This window comes from Arthrobacter endolithicus, from assembly GCF_026627425.1.
Lineage (GTDB): Bacteria > Actinomycetota > Actinomycetes > Actinomycetales > Micrococcaceae > Arthrobacter_M.
In genome coordinates this window covers 1-1,157 of sequence record NZ_JAPNLH010000061.1, presented here as the reverse complement: position 1 = coordinate 1,157, position 1,157 = coordinate 1, and the positions used below count along the sequence as shown (strand labels likewise).

The window sequence follows — 1,157 nt, the reverse complement described above, 5'->3', positions numbered from 1 at the left end:
GCTCAAGCCACCGGCCTTCTCGTCGCCTACCCTGCAATGACTCACCTTGATTCATCTCCAAGGATCGCCATCACTTCGCGGAAATGGACCTCAAGGGGCTTGCATGACTCCGTGCCGCGGCCAGCTAACTTCTACCGGTCAAGTGTGGAATACCACTGGCCACGCTTTGGGTTCGGAAGACATGAAATTTGCGGCTGGCAACAGCACTTGTTCAGCTTTTGCGGAACAGTGAATAAATTGTTCACTTGCGGGAAACCGCAATCAATAATCCAAGGGAAGGGTCTGCTCAAGTCATGAGGCGACACAGGATTTTGATGCCTTCAAAATCCAGAGTGTAGTCTCGGTCTGAATCCGCCGGGCGGTCTCCAAGCGTAAAATGGCCAACATGGACAGCACCCTCGAAGCGATTGGGCGCCACGCACGTGAGCCGCTTTGCCGTGAGTTTGAGCCCGTCCTTAGACAGTGCCATCCCCTCACAGAGAGCCACTCCCCCTTTACTCCCCCTTTTCAAACAAAAACAATCGCTGTATACGGCATGTCATCATCTTTGGAATCGCCCAAAAGTCCCTCAAATTCAATGTTTTGAGGGTCAACGACATACCCTGATATTCAGGTGGTGGGATTCTCTTGGTCGTGGGTTCAATTCCCGCCCAGGGCTCCTGACATGGCAGGGAGGTCGTGCGGGTGATTAGTTGAATTTTTGGGGGTTCTTGCTGGCCAAAGTCTGTTAATTATGCCCTCATCGTGAGATAATAAGGGTGTGACTATTTTGCTTATGTTGGGGTGGGATGATGGGTGTGATGACGACCCAGATGCCCTTGCCCTTGATCGAGGACCTCGGTGCTGTGTTGATCGGGGCGTCCGCGGCGTTGTTGGAAAATGATGTTCTCGGCGGCAAGGTTTTCCTCAACGGCCAGTTGTGCTGGGTATGGGATGCCGGCCAGGATGACCTTCGGCGTCTGGCGGCCGTACAGTTGGTGCGCGCGGGTGCGGCCCGCGTCAACGAGGTAGCGGCAGGGTTTGGCGTCACCTGTGTGTGATCAACTATTTGTAGGCCGTTTTAGCTAGGAATGTAGGCCGAGTTAGCGGCTCGTTTCAGGCCAAAAGAGCGCTAAGAATCAGGCCAGTTTTTTCCCCTCCAAATCATGGTTTCGGGG

1 protein-coding gene is annotated in these 1,157 nt (G+C 53.8%); it reads left to right on the top strand.

Going from position 1 to position 1,157, the window contains the following annotated elements; translation table 11 throughout:
• The first annotated feature begins 800 nt into the window (after nt 1-800).
• On the top strand, nt 801-1,040 hold the full coding sequence (locus OS914_RS17985; RefSeq protein ID WP_267547425.1) for a hypothetical protein: 240 nt from the start codon (nt 801-803) through the stop codon (nt 1,038-1,040).
• The last annotated feature ends 117 nt before the right edge of the window (nt 1,041-1,157 follow it).